General features: G+C 70.6%; 14 protein-coding genes and 1 pseudogene. 3 read left to right on the top strand and 12 right to left on the bottom strand.

Annotated features, from left to right (window positions below; translation table 11 throughout):
• Positions 1-346 precede the first annotated feature (346 nt).
• Positions 347-1,621: a tyrosine--tRNA ligase gene (gene tyrS, locus FHR82_RS42205; RefSeq protein WP_184816470.1), complete on the bottom strand. Its 1,275-nt coding sequence runs from the start codon at positions 1,619-1,621 to the stop codon at positions 347-349.
• 85 nt (positions 1,622-1,706) lie between these two features.
• Between tyrS and FHR82_RS42210 the strand changes: the two genes are divergently transcribed.
• Entirely contained in the window at positions 1,707-1,973 is a 267-nt protein-coding gene (locus tag FHR82_RS42210; RefSeq protein WP_184816328.1) for a PASTA domain-containing protein, read from the top strand.
• A gap of 46 nt (positions 1,974-2,019) precedes the next feature.
• Here the strand turns inward: FHR82_RS42210 and FHR82_RS42215 are convergent, their stop codons facing one another.
• The 11 genes from FHR82_RS42215 to FHR82_RS42265 form a co-directional block, all read right to left on the bottom strand.
• Positions 2,020-2,688, bottom strand: coding sequence for a DNA-3-methyladenine glycosylase (locus tag FHR82_RS42215; protein ID WP_184816329.1), 669 nt, complete (start codon positions 2,686-2,688; stop codon positions 2,020-2,022).
• A gap of 9 nt (positions 2,689-2,697) precedes the next feature.
• Positions 2,698-3,939, bottom strand: coding sequence for an MFS transporter (locus tag FHR82_RS42220; protein WP_184816330.1), 1,242 nt, complete (start codon positions 3,937-3,939; stop codon positions 2,698-2,700).
• Positions 3,936-4,505, bottom strand: a complete 570-nt coding sequence (locus FHR82_RS42225) for a winged helix-turn-helix domain-containing protein (RefSeq protein ID WP_184816331.1) — start codon at positions 4,503-4,505, stop codon at positions 3,936-3,938. The genes FHR82_RS42220 and FHR82_RS42225 overlap by 4 nt, the downstream gene beginning before the upstream one ends.
• A gap of 49 nt (positions 4,506-4,554) precedes the next feature.
• The gene (gene argH, locus FHR82_RS42230) at positions 4,555-5,964 is read right to left on the bottom strand and encodes an argininosuccinate lyase (RefSeq protein ID WP_225944132.1); all 1,410 of its coding nucleotides are present in this window, start codon (positions 5,962-5,964) and stop codon (positions 4,555-4,557) included.
• A complete protein-coding gene (locus tag FHR82_RS42235) occupies positions 5,957-6,475 on the bottom strand; it encodes an arginine repressor (RefSeq protein ID WP_184816332.1) in 519 nt (172 codons plus the stop codon). The genes argH and FHR82_RS42235 overlap by 8 nt, the downstream gene beginning before the upstream one ends.
• Positions 6,472-7,389 (bottom strand): ornithine carbamoyltransferase, encoded by a 918-nt coding sequence (gene argF / locus FHR82_RS42240; protein WP_184816333.1) that lies wholly within the window; start codon positions 7,387-7,389, stop codon positions 6,472-6,474. Before argF ends, FHR82_RS42235 begins: the two co-directional genes overlap by 4 nt.
• A gap of 1 nt (position 7,390) precedes the next feature.
• Positions 7,391-8,581, bottom strand: a complete 1,191-nt coding sequence (locus FHR82_RS42245; protein ID WP_184816334.1) for an acetylornithine transaminase — start codon at positions 8,579-8,581, stop codon at positions 7,391-7,393.
• Positions 8,578-9,465, bottom strand: coding sequence for an acetylglutamate kinase (argB, locus tag FHR82_RS42250; protein WP_184816335.1), 888 nt, complete (start codon positions 9,463-9,465; stop codon positions 8,578-8,580). Before argB ends, FHR82_RS42245 begins: the two co-directional genes overlap by 4 nt.
• Complete coding sequence (gene argJ / locus FHR82_RS42255; protein WP_184816336.1) at positions 9,462-10,619, bottom strand: bifunctional glutamate N-acetyltransferase/amino-acid acetyltransferase ArgJ; 1,158 nt, start codon at positions 10,617-10,619, stop codon at positions 9,462-9,464. The genes argB and argJ overlap by 4 nt, the downstream gene beginning before the upstream one ends.
• Positions 10,616-11,632: an N-acetyl-gamma-glutamyl-phosphate reductase gene (gene argC / locus FHR82_RS42260; RefSeq protein WP_184816337.1), complete on the bottom strand. Its 1,017-nt coding sequence runs from the start codon at positions 11,630-11,632 to the stop codon at positions 10,616-10,618. The genes argJ and argC overlap by 4 nt, the downstream gene beginning before the upstream one ends.
• Positions 11,633-11,773: 141 nt before the next feature.
• Positions 11,774-13,372: an alpha/beta fold hydrolase gene (locus tag FHR82_RS42265; protein ID WP_376706494.1), complete on the bottom strand. Its 1,599-nt coding sequence runs from the start codon at positions 13,370-13,372 to the stop codon at positions 11,774-11,776.
• A 136-nt stretch (positions 13,373-13,508) separates the two neighbouring features.
• On the opposite strand from FHR82_RS42265, the pseudogene FHR82_RS42270 reads away from it, so the two are divergent.
• Positions 13,509-14,196 (top strand): annotated as a pseudogene (locus FHR82_RS42270) (DNA alkylation repair protein).
• Between the two features lie 20 nt (positions 14,197-14,216).
• Complete coding sequence (locus FHR82_RS42275) at positions 14,217-15,011, top strand: AAC(3) family N-acetyltransferase (RefSeq protein ID WP_221464986.1); 795 nt, start codon at positions 14,217-14,219, stop codon at positions 15,009-15,011.
• Positions 15,012-15,075: the final 64 nt, after the last annotated feature.

The raw sequence follows: 15,075 nt of genomic DNA on the forward strand, positions 1-15,075 counted from the left end.
CCAGCAATATATACCTACCTCTACCAAAAGAGGCCAGGCACAAGCTCACTAGCATTTTGAATCGGCACACTGTTGAGTTCTCAAACAACACACGCGCACCCGCCCGACGCTGCAAGAGCTATCTTCTGGGGGCTTATTTCAAGCTTGTCTTAGGCTCTGATCTCTCTCGGCCTGAGGTCACCCACTCTATCACCTTGGTGAGAGCTTGGTTCGCGACCCCTCTGCCTTCGCTCCGTTCCGGTCTGGCCTTTCGGCTTTCCGGCCCGTTCCGCGCTGGCAGAGAGAAAGTTACACGGGCCTGAAAACCCCGTTTCACCCACCCCCCCTTAATGTGCGTTTCCGCAGGTCAGGGGCGGATTTCGACCCCTGCGGTGCTGCGCTTGCCGCGACGCACCACGAGCCACCTCCCGTGCAGGAGGTCGCCGGCGGCCGGCGACCACTCCTCGTCGGCGATCCGCTGGTTGTTCACGTACGCCCCGCCCTCGTTCACGGCACGGCGCGCGGCACCCCTGCTGTCCGCCAGCCCGGACGACACCAGCAGGTCGACGACCGTGGGCTTGTCCGCGAGGCGTGCGGCACCGGTCGGCACCTCGGCCATGGCGGCGTCCAGCGTCGACGCGTCGAGGTCGCCCAGCTCTCCCCTGCCGAACAGGGCTCCACTCGCGGCCACCACCTGGTCGGTCGCGTGCTGCCCGTGCACGAGCGTCGTGAACTCCGCGGCCAGGCGCTTCTGCGCGGCACGCAGGTGCGGCCGGTCCGCGGTGTCCTTCTCCAGCGCGTCGATCTCCTCGCGCGGGAGGAAGGTGAAGAGCCGCAGGTAGCGGATGACGTCGGCGTCCCCGACGTTCACGAAGTACTGGTACCAGGCGTACGGCGAGGTCAGCTCGGGATCGAGCCACACGTTGCCGCCACCGGTCGACTTGCCGAACTTGCGCCCCTCGGCGTCGGTGACCAGCGGCGCGGTGAGCGCGTGCACCGACGCGCTGTCGATCCTGCGCACCAGCTCCACCCCGCCGATGATGTTGCCCCACTGGTCGGAGCCGCCCATCTGCAGCGTGCAGCCGTACTTGCGGAAGAGCTGCAGGTAGTCGTGGGACTGGAGCAGCAGGTAGCTGAACTCGGTGAACGACATGCCGTCTGCCTCGAGGCGGCGCCGCACGGTCTCCCGGGAGAGCATCACGTTGAGCGAGAAGTGCTTGCCGACGTCGCGGAGGAACTCCAGCACCGAAAGGCCACCGGTCCACTCCAGGTTGTTGACCACGACCGCGCCGGTCGGCGAGTCGTCGAAGTCGACGAACCGTTCGAGCTGGCCGCGGATCCGGTCCGCCCACTCGGCGACGACGTCGAGCGAGTTCAGTGAGCGTTCGCCCTGGTCACGTGGGTCGCCGATCATCCCGGTGGCGCCACCGGCCAGCACGATCGGCCGGTGTCCGGCCCGTTGGAGCCTGGTGAGCATCAGCAACGGCACGAGGTTCCCGGCGTGCAGGCTCGGCGCGGTCGGGTCGAACCCGACGTAGGTGGTCAGCGGACCGGCGTCGAGGTCGCGCCGCAGCGCGTCGAGGTCGGTGGACTGCGCGATCAGCCCGCGCCAGGACAGCTCGTCGAGGATGTGCTCCGTCACGGTCACCAATACTCTCCTACCGTTCCACGACCAGTCGCGCGAGTATCCTGAACGCGGGTGATGAACGCTGTCCAAGCCGATCTACGTGCCGGATTTCCGGGGCATGCAGGCCCTCAACGCCTGGTTGCTGGGGCACGACCTCGGGCTGCTGCTGCAGGGACCCGACCCCGACGCTCCCGAACCGCTGATGCACGGTGTGGTGGTCCGTCAGTCGCCGCCACCGCAGACGCCGTTCGACAGGTGGGACCCGGTCACGGTGTGGGTGGAGATCCCCGACGACGGTGGCGCGGGGGTGCGTGAGCCGCGCAGGCCGCTGCCGCCGCACCGCGAGGACGTCAGCGAACCGTCCTGATCCTGCCGAGCCCGATTCAAAGTCCGGCCGACCTCCGTCAGCGAGGTCACTCGGCTTTGCGAAGTCCGGCCCGTCTGCCTGTGTCAACTCGTGCTCGTCGTTTGCCACCACGCCGGTACACGCTCACCGCCGGTGAGCCCTCCAGCCAGAACCGCCACGGCACGTCCATCGCGACTGCCACCCCGACGCGGGGACCGGCGAGGATCCGCTCCGGCGGTGCCGGCTCCGCCGCGTGCAGGCGGACCGGCGACGCCGGATCGGTGAGGTCGGCTCCGTTGTGGCCGCGTTCCAGCCCGAGCACCGCGGTGAGCCGTGCGGGGCCTTTCGCCAGCTCGGCGTCGCTGCGGGACGCGGGGCGCCGGGACCGCGCCACATCCAGTCCCGCGACCACCTCCCCCGCGCGCAGGAGCACGGCGCCGGGCACGCCGTCGGTCAGCGAGACCACGTTGGCGCAGAAGTGCATGCCGTAGACGAAGTACACGTACAGGTGACCCGCCGGGCCGAACATGACCTCGTTGCGCGGTGTCCTGCCGCGGTAGCAGTGGGAGGCCGGGTCGTCGCCGCCGCGGTAGGCCTCGACCTCGACGAGGCGCACACGCACGTCACCGGTCTCGATCACGCAGCCGAGGAGCAGTTTCGCGGCGTCGACCGGGTCGACCGCCAGCTCCTCCCTGGTGAGCTGCCGGCCCAGTGGTGCGGCACCGGCATCGGACATGGGCCGACCCTATACGGGCACCGGTTTGCGGCGCTCGGCGCGCATCGCGGGCAGGTACAGCGGCGATGCCAGTGCCAGGACGACGCCGCCCGCGATGATCGCGACGCTCGTCGACACCCCGGAGGCGAGCAGGGTGAGGAGGATCTGGCCGAGCGCGCCCGCCGGTTGCCAGATCATCGAGCTCATCGACATCACGGTCGACCGGTGTTCGCTGGTGACCTCCCGGTGCAGCAACGTCATGCTGACCGGGCCGCTGGCGCCGTGCGCGGTGTAACAGACCAGGTGCGCGGCGATGACTCCGGCCGGGCCGGCGGCCAGCCCCATGAGCACGATCGACGCGCCGTGCAGGAGCGGCAGCAGCACGGCGGTGCGCCCGACCCCGAGCCGGGCGGTGACCAGCGTGATCGCCGCCGCGCCGAGGGCGTTCACGAACCACGCGGCGGCACTGACCGGGCCCGTCAGCTCCACCGCCCGCTCCGGACCGCCGACCAGCTCGGACAGGCGGACCGGCATCAGCACCTCGAAGGTGACCATGCCGAAGCCCCAGCACAGGGACACACCGAGCAGGCACAGCAGCACGCGCGAGCGCCGGACGATGCGGGCTCCCTCGACGATCACCCCGGGCACGTCGCGGATCGACGCGAGCAGGGAGCGCTTGCCTGACGGGTGCGGGGCCTCGCGGACCAGTAGCGCGAGGGCGGCGAACCCGGCCAGCTGCAGAGCGAGGATCAGCAGGACGGGTTGGACGAGTGTCGGCACGCCGGGAAGGTGGACCCACGCGACGATCCCGCTGGTGACCAGCGCGCCGGTGCCGATGGCGACCCCCGCGACCGTGCCACCCGCGGACAGGCCGCGTTCCAGCTTCGCGTCCGGGTCGTCGGCCAGTGTCGCGTCGACGTACCAGGACTCGAGCGGGCCGCTGTCCAGTGCGCGGTAGATCCCCTGCAGCACGTAGACCAGGGCGAACATGGCGAAGGTGTCGGCGAAGATCAGCACGGTGACCGAGGCGAGGCCGATCACCGACGAGAGCAGCAGGACCGGGCGGCGGCCCCACGAGTCGGACAGACCACCCGTCGGCAGCTCCAGTGCGAGGACGACGAAACCCTGCAGCGACGCCGCCAGCCCGGCTTCGGCGAGGGTCAGACCGCGGTCAAGGGGCAGCAGGACCACGATCGGCACCCACATGCCGACCGGGAACCAGCGCAGGAAGAGCAGGAACAGGTAGCGGTCGCGTGCCTGGGCGCCGGTCACGGTCTGTCGTCCAGGTCGATCGGCACGGCGTTGAGCGTGACCGACACCCGCCGGGCGCCAGGGCGGGGCTCGTGGCCTAGCCGCTCGCTGAAGCGTGTCATGACCGACTCCAGCTCGGTCATCAGCTCGTCCAGTTCCCCTGCGGTGGCGGTGAACATCAGGTCGGAGGTGTGTGCCGCGTCGCGCCACTCGACCGGCCAGAACCGGCGTTGGTCGTCCCATTTGGCGAGTTGCTCGCCGAAGTGGTTGAAGTAGTGCTGGCGCAGCCAGCCGGACGCGGCGATGGCGTCCGGGTCACCTTCGAGCTCGGCTTCCGACCAGCTGTGCGACTCCTGTGCCGGTGCCCAGAACCGTTGTTTGCCGGTCCCCTCCCCGGTCTCGACGACCAGGTTGACCTCGGCGAGTTTGCGCAGGTGGTAGCTGGTGGCGCCGGTGTTGGTCGACAGGCGCTCGGCGAGCTGCGTCGCCGTGGCGGCCCCGTTGATCCGCAGCTCGCTGAGCAGCCGCGCCCGCAGCGGGTGCGCGAGCACCCGCAGGGCGCGGCCGTCCAGGTGCAGGTTGTCCATGCGTGCACAATAACTGTGCACACTTCCTGTGCACAAGAGTTATGCACAACTATTGTGCATACCAGGTCCGCAGGTCAGCGAGCACAGTGGCGACCCGGGCACGCTGCTCGGCGACCCTGGCGGGCGCCGTGCCGCCGTACGCGTCGCGGGACGCGATCGAGCCGTCGACCGTCAGCACGTCCCGCACCTCGGGCGAGAGCGCGGGGTGCACACCGGCCAGCTCCTCGTCGGTGAGGTCCTCGAGTCCTGCGCCGCGGGACTCGGCGACCCGCACGCAGTCCCCCGCCGCCTCGTGGGCCACGCGGAACGGGACGCCCTGGCGCACGAGCCACTCGGCGATGTCGGTGGCGAGGGTGAAGCCCGCGGGTGCCAGCGCGGCCATGCGGTCGGTGTGGAACGTGAGCGTGCCGACCATGCCCGCGATGGCGGGCAGCAGCAGCTCCAGCTGCTCGACCGAGTCGAACAGCGGCTCCTTGTCCTCCTGCAGGTCGCGGTTGTACGCGAGCGGCTGGGCCTTCAGCACCGCGAGCAGACCGGTCAGGTTGCCGATCAGCCGCCCGGACTTGCCGCGGGTCAGCTCCGCGACGTCCGGGTTCTTCTTCTGCGGCATGATCGACGAGCCGGTCGCCCACGCGTCGTCGAGCGTCGCGTAGCCGAACTCGGCGGTCGTCCAGATGATCGTCTCCTCGGCGATCCGCGACAGGTTCACGCCCAGCATGGCCAGCACGAACGCCATCTCGGCGGCGAAGTCGCGGGACGCGGTGCCGTCGATCGAGTTCTCCGCGGCCGCGTCGAAGCCCAGCTCCTTCGCGACCGCCTCGGGGTTCAGGCCCAGCGACGAGCCCGCCAGCGCACCGGAGCCGTAGGGCGAGATCGCCGCGCGCTTGTCCCAGTCCCGCAGGCGGTCCAGGTCGCGCAGCAGCGGCTGGACGTGGGCCAGGAGGTGGTGGGCGAGCAGGACCGGCTGCGCGTGCTGCAGGTGGGTGCGGCCGGGCATGACCGCGGCCGGGTGCTGGTCCACCTGGTGGAGGAGCGCGTCCACGATGTGGCCGACACCGGCGGCGACCCGGCGGGCGGCGTCCCGCAGCCACATCCTGAACAGCGTCGCGACCTGGTCGTTGCGGGAGCGGCCTGCCCGCAGCTTGCCGCCCAGCTCGGGTCCGGCGCGCTCGATCAGGCCGCGCTCCAGCGCGGTGTGCACGTCCTCGTCGGCGAGCACCGGCGTGAACTCGCCGGACGCCACGTCGGCGGCCAGGGAGTCGAGCGCGGCGAGCATGCCGGTCAGCTCGTCGTCGGTCAGCAGCTTCGCGTTGTGCAGCACCCTGGCGTGCGCACGCGATCCCGCGATGTCGTAGGGCGCGAGGCGCCAGTCGAAGTGCGTCGACAGCGACAGCTTCGCCATCGCCTCGGCCGGACCGGACGAAAATCGGCCACCCCAGAGGGCGGTCGGCTCACTCAACGTCGTTCTCCTCTTCGTGCGTGCCCGCCGCGAGGGCGGTGAAGCGTTCCGCCAGGTCCTTGCCCGACAGGGGTTCCCTGGCGATGACCATCACGGTGTCGTCGCCCGCGATGGTGCCGACGACCTCGTGCAGTGCGGCCCGGTCGATCGCGCTCGCGAGGAACTGCGCGGCACCGGGCGGGGTTCGCAACACGGTCAGGTTGACCGAGTAGTCGGCGGACACCATCAGCTCGGTGAGCAGGCGGGACAGCCGCGACGTGCCGCCCTGGACACCGCGCACGGGCGCGCCGTCCTCCGGGATCACGTAGACGGCCGCGCCGCCGTCGACACCGCGCAGCTTGACCGCGCCCAGCTCGTCGAGGTCCCGGGACAGGGTCGCCTGGGTGACGTCGATGCCTTCGCCCGCCAGGAGTTTCGCGAGTTCGGTCTGGCTGCGGATGCCCATCGACGACACCAGCTCGACGATCCGGGCCTGGCGCGCCACGCGGGTGGTGTTCGACACGGCGGTCATGCGCCCACCGCCCACGACAGCAGTGCCTTCTGTACGTGCAGGCGGTTCTCCGCCTCGTCCCACACCGCGCTCGCGGGGCCGTCGAGGACCTCGTCGGTGATCTCCCAGCCGCGGTGCGCGGGCAGGCAGTGCAGCACGATCGCGCCCGGCGCGGCCCGGCCGAGCAACGCCTCGTTGACCTGGAACGGGCGGAAGGGCGCGATACGGTCCTTGCCGTCGTTCTCCTGGCCCATGGACGTCCACGAGTCGGTGACCAGCACGTCCGCGCCGTCGACCGCCGCGTGCGGGTCGGACAGGACGGTCACCGAGCCCTCGGTGTCGGCCGCGCGCTTCTTGGCGGCGAGCAGCACGTCGGGCAACGGCGCGAAGCCCTCCGGGTGTGCGACGCGGACGTGCAGGCCCGCGGTGACACCGCCCAGCAGCAGCGAGTGCGCCATGTTGTTGGCGCCGTCGCCGAGGTAGGTCAGGGTGAGGCCCGCGAGCCTGCCGTGCCGTTCGCGGATGGTCTGCAGGTCGGCGAGCACCTGGCACGGGTGGAACTCGTCGGTCAGCGCGTTGATCACCGGTACCCGCGACGCCGAGGCCATGGCGGCGATCCTGGCCTGCGCGTACGTCCGCCACACGACCGCGTCGACGTAGCGGGACAGTACCCGCGAGGTGTCCTCGATGGTCTCCTCGCGACCGAGTTGCATGGTGCGACCGTCGATGACGATCGGCTGGCCGCCGAGCTGGCTGATGCCGACCTCGAACGACAGGCGCGTGCGGGTGGAGTTCTTCTCGAAGATCGTCGCCACCGACCGGCCCGCGAGCGGGGTGAAGGCGAGATTGTCGGCCTTCATGCGGTCGGCGAGGTCGAGGACGGCGAGCTGCTCGTCGGCGGTCAGGTCGTCGTCACGCAGGAAGTGCCGGACCACGTCATGCCTCCTGTGCGGCGTCGAGGACACCCGGAAGGGCGTCGAGGAACCCGTGCACCTGCTCGGTGTCGAGGATCAACGGTGGCGCGAGCCGGACCGAGTCGGGCTGCACGTTGTTGACCAGGTAGCCGGCCTTCAGCGCCGCGCCGGCGACCGCGCCGGACACGGGGCCGGTCAACCCGATGGCCAGCAGCAGGCCGCTCCCCCGCACCTCGGTGACCAGCGGGTGGCCGAGCGCCTCGACGCCGGCGGCGATCTCCTTGCCCATGGCGGCCGCGTGGTCGACCAGGCCGTCGGCGGCGATGGTCCGCAGGACCGCGAGCCCGGCGGCGCAGCAGACGGGGTTGCCGCCGAACGTGGTGCCGTGCTGACCCGGTTTGAGCAGGTCACCCGCCGCGCCGACGCCGATGCAGGCACCGAGCGGCAGGCCGCCGCCGAGGCCCTTCGCGAGCGTGATGACGTCCGGGGTGACGCCTGCCTGCTGGAACGCGAACCAGGTGCCGAGCCGGCCGAGACCGGTCTGGACCTCGTCCATCACCAGCAGCGCACCGGTCCTGGTCGTGATGTCCCGCGCCGCCTGCAGGTATCCCGCCGGGGCCGCGTGCACACCGCCCTCGCCCAGCACCGGCTCGATGAACACCGCCGCGGTCTCGTCGTCCACCGCGGCCCGCAGCGCGTCGACGTCACCGAACGGGACGTGCGTGACGCTCTGCAGCAGCGGTTCGAACGGTGCCCGCTTGGCGGGCTGGCCGGTGACGGTGAGCGCGCCCATGGTGCGGCCGTGGAACGCGCCGTCACAGGCCACGAGCTTGGTGCGGCCGGTGAGGCGGGACAGCTTCACGGCCGCCTCGACGGCTTCCGCGCCGGAGTTGCAGAACAGGACCTTCGCCTGACCAGCGAGCCCGGCCACGTCGAGCAGTTCCTCGGCCAGCTCGACGGTGACCTGGTTGACGTACAGGTTCGACGTGTGGCCCAGCGTCCGGACCTGCTCGGTCACCGCGGCCACGACGGCCGGGTGGGCGTGGCCCAACGCGTTGACCGCGATGCCCGCGACGAGGTCGAGGTAGCGGTTGCCGTCGGCGTCCCAGACGTACGCGCCCTCCCCGCGCACCAGCGTGAGCGCGGGGGTGCCGTAGTTGTCCATGAGGGACGCCCGCCACTTCGCCTGGCCGTCCACATTGGACGCGATCATGCGTTCTCCTCCTCGGGCAGGACCATCGTGCCGACGCCGCTGCCGGTGAACACCTCGAGCAGCACGGAGTGGGCGAGCCTGCCGTCGATCACGTGGGCACGCGGCACCCCGCCGCGCACGGCCGCGAGGCACGCCTCCATCTTCGGGATCATCCCGCTGGCGAGCCCCGGCAGCATCTTCTCCAGCTCGCCCGCGCGAACCTGGTTGAGCAGCGAGTCCCTGTCCGGCCAGTCCGCGTACAGGCCCTCGACGTCGGTGAGCATGACGAGCTTCTCGGCCTTGAGCGCGATGGCGATCGCGGCGGCCGCGGTGTCGGCGTTCACGTTGTGCGCCAGGCCGTCCGTGTCCGGCGCGACCGTGGACACGACCGGGATGCGGCCGGCGTGGACGATGTCGAGCACCGCGGCCGGGTTCACCGCGATGACCTCGCCGACGAGGCCGAGGTCGACGACCTCGCCGTCCACGGTGGCGGTGCGGCGCTGCGCGGTGAGCAGCCGCGCGTCCTCGCCGGAGATCGCGACCGCGTACGGGCCGTGCGCGTTGATCAGCGCGACCAGCTCGCGGGACACCTGGCCGGTGAGCACCATCCGGACCACGTCCATGGTCTCCGGTGTGGTGACGCGCAGGCCGGCCTTGAACTCGCCGGGGATGCCGAGCCGGTTGAGCATGGCGGTGATCTGCGGGCCGCCGCCGTGCACCACGACCGGGTGCAGTCCGCACAGCTTCAGGAACACCATGTCCTGCGCGAACGCGGCCTTCAGCTCCTCGTCGACCATCGCGTTGCCGCCGTACTTCACGACGACCGTGGCGCCGTGGAACCGTTGCAGCCACGGCAGTGCCTCGATCAGGACCGCGGCCTTCTCCGCTGCCTGGGGGATCGTCATGACGAGTACGCGCTGTTCTCTTCGACGTAGCCGTGTGACAGGTCGGTGGTCAGGACGGTCGCGCGGCCCGGCCCGGCGTGCAGGTCGACCTCGACGGTGATGTCGCGGCCGGACAGGTCCGCCTTCGACCGGTCCTCCCCCGCGCCACCGGCGACGCAGACCGCGACGCCGTTGATCGTGATGTCGAGCTTCGCCGGGTCGAACTCGGTCGGCGCGTTGCCGACTGCCATCGCGACGCGGCCCCAGTTCGGGTCGGAGCCGAAGAACGCGGTCTTGCACAGGTTGTCGCGTGCGACGAGCCGTGCGGTCGCGTCCGCTTCGGCGGCGGTGGCGGCGCCGCGCACGGTGATCGTGATGTGCTTGGTGACGCCCTCGGCGTCGGCCTGGAGCTGCCGGACCAGATCGGCGCACAGCTCGGTGAGCCGCGCGGTGAACTCCTCGACCGGGACCTCCTTGCCGGACGCGCCGGAGCACAGCAGCAGCACGGTGTCGTTGGTGGACGTGCCGCCGTCGACGTCGAGCGCGTTGAACGTCAGGTCCACCGCGTGACGCAGTGCCGCGTCCGCGTCGGACCGCGCCAGCACGGCGTCGGTGGTGACGACCGACAGCATCGTCGCCATGTTGGGCGCGCACATGCCAGCGCCCTTGGCGAAACCGCCGAGCGCCCAGCCGTCCTGGACGGATCCGGCGTACTTGGGGACGGTGTCGGTGGTCATGACGGCCGTGGCGGCGTCGATCCCGGCTTCCTCCGTGCCGGCCAGCTGCGCCGCGGCGGCGGTGACCCCGGCTTTGAGGTCGTCCATCGGCAGGCGGGCGCCGATCAGGCCGGTCGAGCAGACCGCCACGTCGATCGCGCCGATGCCCAGCGTCGCCGCGACGTGCTCGGCGGTGGCGTGCGTGTCCTGGAAGCCCGCCGGGCCGGTGCACGCGTTGGCGCCGCCCGAGTTCAACACGACGGCCTTCACGTGGCCGGTCGCCAGGACCTGCTGCGACCACAGGACGGGTGCGGCCTTCACCTTGTTGCGGGTGAAGACACCGGCGGCCACGTCGAGCGGGCCGTCGTTGACCACGAGGGTCAGGTCCTTGCCGCCGCTCTCCTTGATCCCGGCGGCGACTCCGGCGGCCCGGAAACCCTTGGGGGTGTTGATGGTCACGGTGCCACTCCCACAGTGGTGAGTCCGGTGGTCTCGGGCAGGCCGAGCGCGAGGTTCATCGACTGGACGGCCGCGCCGGCGGTGCCCTTGGTCAGGTTGTCGAGCGCGGCGACCACGACGAGGCGGTGCGCGTCGCGGTCGACGGTGGCGCGCAGCTGCACGGCGTTGGAGCCGAGCGTGGCTGCGGTCGCGGGCCAGGAGTTCTCGAGGATGTGGACGAACGGCTCGTCGGCGTAGGCCTGGCGGTACACCTCGTCCGGGTCCAGCTCGTTCCTGAGCGGCGCGGACGCCGTGGTCAGGATGCCGCGGGGCATGGGCGCGAGTACCGGCGTGAACGAGACGGTGACCGGCTCCCCCGCGACGCGCCCGAGGTTCTGCGCGATCTCCGGGGTGTGGCGGTGCGCACCGCCGACGCCGTACGCGCTGGCCGAGCCCATGACCTCGGAGCCCAGCAGGTGCGGCTTGAGCGACTTGCCCGCGCCGGACGTGCCGCTGACCGAGACGACCACCACAGCGGGCTCGATCATGCCCGCCGCCAGCGCGGGGGCCAGGGCGAGGGACGCGCCGGTCGGGTAGCAGCCGGGGACGGCGATCCGCTTGGTGTGCACCAGCTTCGCGCGGTGACCGGGCAGTTCGGGCAGGCCGTAGGGCCAGGTGCCCGCGTGGTCGCCGCCGTACCAGCGGGTCCAGTCCGCCTCGTTCTCGAGCCGGTGGTCGGCACCGCAGTCGATCACGAGCGTGTCCGGGCCCAGCCGGGCCGCGATCTCGGCCGAGTGGCCGTGCGGGAGCGCGAGGAAGACCACGTCGTGGCCCGCGAGCTGCTCCGAGGTGGTCTCGGCGAGGACGCGGTCCGCGAGCGGGAGAAGATGGGGCTGGTGCGCGCCGAGTGGGGTGCCCGCGTTGCCACCGGCGGTCAGCGCGCCGATCTCCACCTCGGGATGGCCGAGCAACAGCCGCAGCAGCTCACCCCCGGCGTACCCGCTGGCACCACCCACCGCGATTCGGATCGTCACCTGGATGATTATGCATGGTCGTGCAAACTTACTCAACCGAGATGTCCGGCCCAGGTCGCGGGGGCGTGACGCGATCACGGCGGACGACGAACGGGCGTCCCCGGAGCTCCGGGGACGCCCGTTCGTGTGATCCGGATCGCGTCAGCGCGGGACCGCCACCGCCAGTTCGGCGCGGAGGTCGGCCGACGGGACCGTCGCGGCCCGCTTGTCGGCCGCGGCGCCCGCCGGGACCGGCCGCGGCACCGGGTCGCACTGGACGTCGGAGCCGTTGCCCGGCTTGCGGGCGGGCAGGGCACCCGTCTTCAGGTACTCGGTGATGATGCTGTCCGTGCACTCCACACCCGAGAGCGACCCCGAATGGGTGGTACCGCCGACACCTTCGATGAGCACCGAGTTCGGGAACAGCTTGCGCACCTCGATGGCGCCCGAGTACGGCGTCGCCGAGTCGAGGGTCTCGTTGATGAGGAGCGCGCTGTCGACCCCGCGGCCGTCGACCTTCACCGGCTTGTCCGACGACGCCGGCCAGTAGAAGCAGGGGGCGTTGAACCACACGTTGCCCCACGTCTCGAACGGCGCGCGGATGTGGGTCAGCCAGTTGTCGACGCGCCACTTGTTCCAGTTCGTCGGCCACTGGGCGTCGGTGCAGGACACCGCGAGGTACACGGCGTGCCCGTTGTCGTCGAACGGCGGCGTGCCGTACATCTCCTGCAGCGTCTGCCAGTCACCGTCGTGGACGTAGCCCGCGAACGCGTTGGCGACGTCCTCCCAGCCGTACACGTAGTACGCGGCCTGCAGGAAGATGTCGGTCCACTCGTCCGGGCCGATCACGCCGCCCGCCGGGGCGCGCAGCAGCTCGGCCTGCTTCTGGTAGAACAGCGCCTCGACCTGACGGCCGGTCTTGCCGAGGTGGTAGATGTCGTCGTACGTGGCGACCCACTCGAAGTAGACCTTGATGTTGCGGTCGAACGCGATGTCCTGGTCGATGTTCGCGTCGTACCAGACCCGCTTCGGGTTCACGTTGCCGTCGAAGGCCACCCGGCGGAAACGATCCGGGAACAGCGTGCCGTACACCTGGCCCAGATAGGTGCCGTACGAGAACCCGTAGTAGTTGATCTGCTCGGCGCCGAGCGCCTTGCGAATGCTCTCCATGTCGTTCGCCGAGTCGACGGTCGTCATGTGTTCGAGCAGTTTCCCGCCGTTCTCACCACACGCGTCCGCGTAATTCTTCGAACGCTTCAGCCACGTGCGCTCGAGACCCGGCGTGATTGGCACGAAGTACGGCCGGTTGTAGCCGTCGTAGTCCGGAATGCACGAAAGCGAAGGCTGGCTGGCGCCGACACCCCTCGGGTCGAAGCCGATCCAGTCGTACCCGTCGCCGCCGCCGTCCGGCACGAAGTCGCCGAAGATCGAGTAGATGAGGCCGGAGCCGCCCGGACCGCCCGGGTTGACCAGCATCGGGCCCTGGTACTCGGAGTCCGGGCTCTTGTGCGTCACGCGCGACACGGCGAGCTTGATCTTGTCGCCATCCGGCTTCGCGTAGTCGAGGGGGACCTCGAGGAAGCCGCACTTCGCACCGGCCTGCACGAGCCGGGGATTGTCGCATTCACCCCATTGGATGGCTTTTGGAGTGAATTCAGGTGTTTTCGCCGGCGCAGCGGAAGCGACCGACGTTGCGGTCAGCCCACTGAGCACGACTCCCGCGATCGCCGCCAGGGCAGCGAATCTCTTTGCTTTGATCACCGGATGAGCCTGCCTCCGAAATAGTGAGCGGGGAATACCCCGAAAGTCGATTTACCGTATCGTGACGGCACGGAGCGCGACCACTCGAACACACTGCTCGCGGGAACTGTCGGTGGGCTGACGTACGTTGCGCCCCATGGACGAATCCCATGCTCTCGTCGTCGCAGTGCGGTCCCGCCTGGCCGCCTGCGGCGACCCGCGCAAGGCACCGGAGATGCAGCGGTACATGAAGTCGGAGCTGCCGTTCCGCGGGGTCGCGTCACCGGAACGCAAGGCGCTCGCGAAGGAGCTGTTCGCCGCGCACCCGCTGCCGTCCGCGGCCGCGGGTGCGCACCGCCGCACTGGAGCTGTGGCGGACGGCCGCCTACCGGGAGGAGCGGTATCTGGCGATCGACCTGACCGGACACCGGGCGTACCGGGCATGGCAGACACCGGCGCTGCTGCCGCTGTACGAGGAGATGATCGTCACCGGCGCGTGGTGGGACTACGTGGAAGAGATCGCGAACCGCAGGGTCGGCCCGCTGTTACGCGACTTCCGGAGCGAGCTGACGCCGGTCATGCACGCGTGGGCGGCCGACGAGGACCTGTGGAAGCGCCGCACGTCGATCATCTGCCAGCTGAGCTTCAAGGAGGCCACCGACACCGCGCTGCTGACCGCGGCGATCGAGGCGAACACCGGCGACCGGGACTTCTTCATCCGCAAGGGCATCGGCTGGGCGCTGCGCCAGTTCGCCCGCACCGAACCGGGCTGGGTGCGGGCCTTCGTGGACGGTCACCCCGAGCTGTCGCCCCTGTCCGTGCGGGAGGCTGTTAAGCACTTGTAGCCGTTGGCAGGATGGTCGATGTGACCTCGCTTCCCCCGACCCGGGCATCGCTGGCCGCCGACCTCACGGCGCTGGGTCTGTCCACTGGCGACACGGTGCTGGTGCACTCGTCGATGCGCGCGATCGGGTGGGTACCCGGCGGTCAGGTGGCCGTGGTGCAGGCCCTGCTGGACGTGCTCGGCCCGGACGGCACGCTCGTCGTGCCTGCGCAGACCGGCGGCAACTCGGACCCGAAGCACTGGACCAACCCGCCGGTCCCGGAGGAGTGGTGGCCTGCCATCCGTGAGCACATGCCCGCGTTCGACCCCGCGATCACACCGAGCCGCGGCATCGGCGCGGTGGCGGAGTCGGTGCGGACGTGGCCGGGTGCGGTGCGGAGCGACCACCCGCACACGTCGTTCGCGGCGGTCGGCGCGCGGGCGGCAGCACTGATGGCGAGGCACGACCTGGACTGCCAGCTCGGCGCGGAGTCACCGCTGGGGGCGCTGGAGGCCGAGGACGCACGCGTGCTGCTGCTGGGTGTCGGCTTCGACGTCTGCACGGCGTTCCACCTCGCGGAGTACCGGATCCCGTCCGCGAAGATCGAGCACAGCGGCGCCATCCGCACCGAACGCGGCCGCGAGTGGATCACCTACGTCGACGTCGCCACGAACAGCGACGACTTCGACCAGGTGGGCGCGGCTTATGAACCGACGGCCACCCTGCGCCGCGGCCAGGTGGGCACGGCGGACAGCCGCCTCTTCCCGTTGAGGGAAGCGGTGGCCTTCGCCACAGGATGGCTGAACGAGCACCGCGAGACGCCGCAAGCCGAGTGAGGCAGGCACGCGAACCACGAGCTGACCCCTGCCCGGGCTCACCGGCCCGGGCGCAGAGTCACCA

This window comes from Actinophytocola algeriensis (genome assembly GCF_014203735.1).
Lineage (GTDB): Bacteria > Actinomycetota > Actinomycetes > Mycobacteriales > Pseudonocardiaceae > Actinophytocola > Actinophytocola algeriensis.